The sequence below is a fragment of the Nostoc sp. genome (assembly GCF_036916975.1).
Taxonomy (GTDB): domain Bacteria; phylum Cyanobacteriota; class Cyanobacteriia; order Cyanobacteriales; family Nostocaceae; genus Nostoc.
The window spans coordinates 1-4566 of record NZ_JBALFF010000073.1; the positions used below are offsets into that span (position 1 = coordinate 1).

A 4566-nucleotide genomic window follows, 5' to 3' on the forward strand; every position below is an offset into this window, starting at 1 on the left:
ACTCAGTCCTTCAAAACGTCCAGCCATAAACTGATACACTCTTCTCAGATGGAAAGTAGATTATCACATTTTCATATTAGTGGGATAGGTTCATGGATAGACGAAAATCTCGTCATCGTAATGATGCTGCAATAAAATTAAATGATCCGGCTTGGGAAGAAAAGATAATAGCTGTGATTCAGAGACAATTAGGTTCTGATTAATAACTTAATATTTCATATTCTTAATCGAGGTGGACTAAATTTTTATAGTCACCTCGATTTTCCATATAAATTTATCTTTGGCTAATACTTCCGCTCTTTTGGCTCAAACATAGTAATCGCCACAGGTCGATATTGAATGTCAATTCCCGCAGGTGAATAGTAAGCCATTGTGTGTTTGAGAAAGTTGGTATCATCTCGCTCGGAATAATCTTCGCGGAAATGAGCGCCACGACTTTCTTGACGATTTAAAGCTGATGCTAAAATAGTCTGTCCCACTACCATCAAACTTCGCAATTCCAAAGCTTCCACAAGTTCTGTATTCCAGCAGCTACCTTTGTCATCTAAATAAATTTGCGGATATTGCTGTTGTATTTCTTCTAATTTGTGCAACCCTTCACTCATTAATGCCTCAGTGCGGAAAACGCCGCAGTAATCAGTCATACAATCCTGGAAGGCTTGACGAACTTGGTTAATGCGGTACTGTCCTGGTTGTTCTAGTAAAGCTTGGATTTGTTGCTGGGCTTCCTTTTGATAACGCTGTTCATCCACTGAGGGTAACTTACGTTTTTGGACAAAATGCGCGATCGCAGCCCCAGTTCTCTTGCCATAAACGACACATTCCAGCAGAGAATTACTCCCCAAACGATTAGCACCATGTACGGAAACACAAGATGTTTCGCCAGCAGCAAAGAAGGCATCAACTAAACCATCACCACTACTGCGGACTTGCCCATCAATGTTAACTGGGATACCACCCATACAATAATGAATTGTCGGGCGAACTGGCATAGGTTGAGTTACCGCATCAACGCCTACCAAACGGTGGGCTTCTTCCCAACAGAAGGGAACCCGACTCATAATTTTTTCTTTGCCCAAATGGCGTAAATCCAGATAGACAAAAGGGCCCCCAGCACTACCATTGAGATGAACACCACGACCGACGCGAATTTCGTAAGCGATCGCTCGTGAGGTAATATCACGAGGAGCCAATTCCATCCGACTGGGTGCATAGTTCGCCATAAAGCGATCGCCTTCACTATTAATCAGATACGCCCCTTCACCGCGTACTGCTTCTGAAATCAGCACCCCTACCGGATATAAACCAGTGGGATGAAATTGGACAAATTCCATATCTTCGAGGGGTAAACCTGCGATCGCAGTCATTGCCAAACCATCCCCGGAAGAAGCGTAATCATTAGAGGTGGTGTTATAAACGCGACCATAGCCCCCTGTGGCAAACATCACCGCCTTAGCCCGTACCACTTCTATACGTCCATCCAAAAGATGAAACATTACCACACCCTTGGCCTCATTTTCTTCCAAAATCAGACGCATCACATACCATTCTTCATAAACTTGCACCCCATAACGCCGCAAGTTATTAACCAATTCGTGCAAAATCGCGTGACCAGTTTTATCAGCCGCGTAGCAAGTGCGGTTGTGGGAATGTCCGCCAAAAGCCCGTTGAGCAATGCGCCCATCGAGTAAGCGAGAGAACAAAACGCCCATGTGTTCCAAGTCGATTACCACATCTGGCGCTTCTTGGGCGAGAATTGCCACAGCATCTTGGTCTGCCAAATAATCAGAACCCTTGACAGTATCAAAAGCATGTGCTTCCCAAGTATCTGCTGAATCAACATTTTTCAGCGATGCAGCCATACCACCTTGAGCAGCCACCGAGTGCGATCGAATTGGGTGGGTTTTGGCAACCACAGCAATATTTAAATTAGGGTCAGTGCGGGCAATTTCTACAGCAGCCCGACATCCCGCCAATCCACCCCCGACAATAATCACATCGTGTTCTAGCATAATTAGCCCCTGATTGCAAACCACTGCTGTTCTATTGTAGAGAGGTGATTAATCAGGTAGTGCGATCGCATCTCTACAAAAAAATCCCTGCCTATAGACAGGGATTTTATTACCAATTTTGAAATTAGGAGTGAAAAGTTAAAAATTAAGAGTTAGGTCTTCATTATAACTCCAAATTCCAAATTCCAAACTCCAAACTCCAGGAGCATCCCGTCAGGTGCAAAAACTTTGTGTTTGCCCTCATCCCCTAATCCCGAATCCCAAATGATGGGATTCGAGGAACTAGAATTATGTCTCCCCTCTCCCAAACATGGGAGAGGGGCTGGGGGTGAGGGAAAAGATTTAAGCCAAAATTGGGATGCTCTCCTAACTCATAACTCCTAACTCTTAACTCCTAACTCCTAACTCCTAACTCTTCAGCTAGTAGCTTCTACAGGTTGTTGCTGAGACACATTACCTGGCATGGGTTCCATTTTGGTTTCAGGCCCTACAGGAGTGAGTTCAATATGATTTAACAAGGTAGTGACAAACGCAAACAACAAGAAAGGTAGCGATAACAGAACAACCAGACCCGCTGTTGCTAAAGCGTACACGGGTCGCTTGGCACCCATTAGCGCCAAGGCTGATGCCAAACTTAGGGTAATTGTAATCAACCAAACAATTATTTGACCGTAGATGTCACCGAAAGTCAGGGTACAGACAAACCGATACTTTTGAATATTATTTCCGATCATCCAATTTGCCTCAAGTCTCTCCTAATAGGTTCTACGTTAGAACTATGTTTGCCTTCTAGACAATTTCTAAATATTTTTGCAAGCTTCGTAATATAACTTCACAATCAACTTTTTTTGTTACAAAGCGCAATTTCTAGTACAGCATGACAAAAATACACCAACCATCCGCTACGGGAAGCCCTTCTTTTGTAGTTGTAGCTACCTGTAATTCTCTCCTTCTCTTGTACTACGAAATAATTTAACTGTTAGCTTCCTCACCCACCTAGAACTAAAGTTATTTGGCTTTTAGCTAAATTCTACTTCAGTAGATTTTAGATTTTTGGGTATATTTTAGTCATCAAGAGATGACTTTTACTATCGCGCAAACAACTGAAGTTGTTTGCGCGATAGGACTTTTTCGTTAAGTTGACACGTATGTACTGGGTTGTGCGAGTTTCTGGCGTTGTACTCCTTTGGAGAACCCGCTCTTTAGTAAGTGGCGTTGTGTTATGCCGTAGCTTAACGCACCATCCCAATAATGTATCCTACCAGATTGAAGCCAATGTGCTTAACAGTTAGCAGAAAGATTAAGGAGCTAGGTGTTGATATCGGCTAAGTTTTTTGTTAAAAGTTTTCGCAATCCTAATGACCTCCTTAACAAATAGACTCTTTGCGTAAAGCCAAAATAAGTTTTGTCATCTATCAAATTCTAGATATTTAGGATATAGTATTTAATTTTTTGATAGTAAATATTAACTAGATAAATCCCGTAAAGTCCGAATGGAAAAACCAATTTTTTGGTGTTAAATTTTGAGTATTGCCCGAATTTGTTGACTTTAATCAACAAAACCCTTTGTTTTTCGTGGCAATATTGTTTTAGGAGTGAACGTGAATACTATTTTTTTTCGTAAAGGTGTTTTTTGGTTGCCAGGCATAGCTGCTCTTGTAGTCCTAAGTAGCGGATTATCAGCAACTGCCCAGACAGTGGACAAGGTAAACAGTCAGGCATTAGCCGATCCTTCTGCAACCGTAGCGTCTCCCAATGAGTTTAGTACAGAACTAGGCAGTGTAAGCCAAAAACTCTCTCCAGAAACAATTGAAACATTTACAGCCACAAATTTAGCTAAAGTACAGCAGCCTTCAAATGCTGCGATAGAGGAAAACGCTAGTGTAACGCCTGCACCGATTCCCGGCACAGTAGCAACTTCATCTGCAACGCTGACATCTGAATTTGTACAACCGACTTCTGAGACAACTTCTTCTGAACCATCTACTACCAAAGTAGCTACCAAAGTAGCTCAATCGGATATTGATTTAGGTAAAACTACTCGTGGTGGCAGTAGCTATATTGGTATTGCTGCTAACATTGGTTTGAGTGGTGGTGGTGATGCGTCTTTGGGCGATGGTAACTTTGCGGTAGTTAGTAAAATTGGGCTGACAAATTCTATTTCGGTGCGTCCTTCAGCCGTATTTGGGGACAACACCACAATTTTACTTCCCGTCACTTACGATTTTACCTTCAAATCAGCAGATGCTTTTAGCGAACCATTAGCGATCGCACCTTACGTTGGAGTGGGTGCAGCTTACAAAACTGGTAATGATTCGCAATTAGCCTTTTTGGTAACTGGTGGCATTGATGTGCCTCTAACTCCTCAATTTACAGCAACGGCTGCTGTGAATGCCGGATTTTTCGATCAAACTGATGTAGGTTTCTTGTTAGGAGTTGGTTACAACTTTACTGGCCTTTAAAAGTTAGGAGTTAGGAGTTAGGAGTTAGGAGTTAGGAGTTAGGAGTTAGGAGTTAGGAGTTAGGAGTTAGGAGTTAGGAGTTAGGAGTTAGG

3 protein-coding genes are annotated in these 4566 nt (G+C 42.4%); 1 reads left to right on the plus strand and 2 read right to left on the minus strand.

The window, feature by feature from the left end:
- Positions 1-284: 284 nt before the first annotated feature.
- Entirely contained in the window at positions 285-2012 is a 1728-nt protein-coding gene (locus tag V7K73_RS18025) for a succinate dehydrogenase/fumarate reductase flavoprotein subunit (RefSeq protein WP_334881942.1), read from the minus strand.
- A gap of 416 nt (positions 2013-2428) precedes the next feature.
- Positions 2429-2746, minus strand: a complete 318-nt coding sequence (locus V7K73_RS18030) for a hypothetical protein (RefSeq protein ID WP_094347427.1) — start codon at positions 2744-2746, stop codon at positions 2429-2431.
- A gap of 867 nt (positions 2747-3613) precedes the next feature.
- Between V7K73_RS18030 and V7K73_RS18035 the strand changes: the two genes are divergently transcribed.
- Positions 3614-4474, plus strand: coding sequence for a hypothetical protein (locus V7K73_RS18035; protein WP_334881943.1), 861 nt, complete (start codon positions 3614-3616; stop codon positions 4472-4474).
- Positions 4475-4566: the final 92 nt, after the last annotated feature.